Here is a 379-nt window from a genome sequence, read left to right as displayed (position 1 = left end):
AGACGCCGATGCCAAGGTCACCTTGACCCAGGCGCAATGGCTGTCGCGCCTGCCCGCCGAGCATCAGGCCTGGACCCTCGACGCCCTGCCCCAGGCACAGGCGTTCGAGCCGATCAGCGTCGAAGCTCACGACCTGGCCTACGTGCTCTACACCTCCGGTTCCACCGGCCAACCCAAAGGCGTGATGAACGAACACGGCGCCTTGATGAACCGCCTGCACTGGATGCAGGACGCCTTCCCGATTGGCCCGAACGACCGCGTTCTGCAAAAGACCCCGTACAGCTTCGACGTGTCGGTGTGGGAGTTCTTCTGGCCGTTGATCACCGGCGCGACCCTGGTGGTCGCCCGGCCGGACGGGCATCGCGACCCGGCCTACCTC

1 protein-coding gene is annotated in these 379 nt (G+C 66.2%); it reads left to right on the top strand.

Annotation, left to right across the window (positions count from 1 at the left end; genetic code table 11):
• Positions 1 to 379 (top strand): AMP-binding protein (locus HU811_RS27875; RefSeq protein WP_225248504.1); only part of this gene is annotated, 379 nt, incomplete at both ends.

This window comes from Pseudomonas tehranensis (genome assembly GCF_014268615.1).
Classification (GTDB): Bacteria; Pseudomonadota; Gammaproteobacteria; order Pseudomonadales; family Pseudomonadaceae; genus Aquipseudomonas; species Aquipseudomonas tehranensis.
The sequence above is the reverse complement of the archived record's forward strand: the minus strand, read 5'-3'. Positions and strand labels throughout refer to the sequence as shown.